This window comes from Alteromonas sp. ABE4_545, assembly GCF_056161325.1.
Genome location: NZ_JBSWYY010000089.1, coordinates 1 through 310, shown reverse-complemented (window position 1 = coordinate 310; position 310 = coordinate 1). Strand labels below are relative to the sequence as shown.

Below are 310 nucleotides of genomic sequence, written 5' to 3'. Positions count from 1 at the left end.
CTTTGCTCTGGCGAGCGACTCAGGCAGTTCATCGTCTGACAATCTGACCAATGACGCGACGATGAATGTGACTCTGGCCTCCGACGTCGCCAGCTGGCAATACTCGCTGGACGGCGGTGTAAACTGGACTACCGGCACAGGCACCAGCTTTGAACTGGCTAACGATACCAGCTACGCCATTGGCGACATTCAGGTGAAGCAAACCGATACCGCGGGCAATGAGTCAGCGGTGACGTCAAATAGCGCAGCCATTACCACTGATATGACGGTGGCGGCACCGAGTATGGCTCTGGCGAGCGACTCAGGCAGT

At 57.1% G+C, this 310-nt stretch carries 1 protein-coding gene; it reads left to right on the top strand.

Annotation, left to right across the window (positions count from 1 at the left end):
- Positions 1-310, top strand: a 310-nt coding sequence (locus ACXAH6_RS20440) for an Ig-like domain-containing protein (protein ID WP_474879835.1), incomplete at both ends; no start/stop codon positions are given.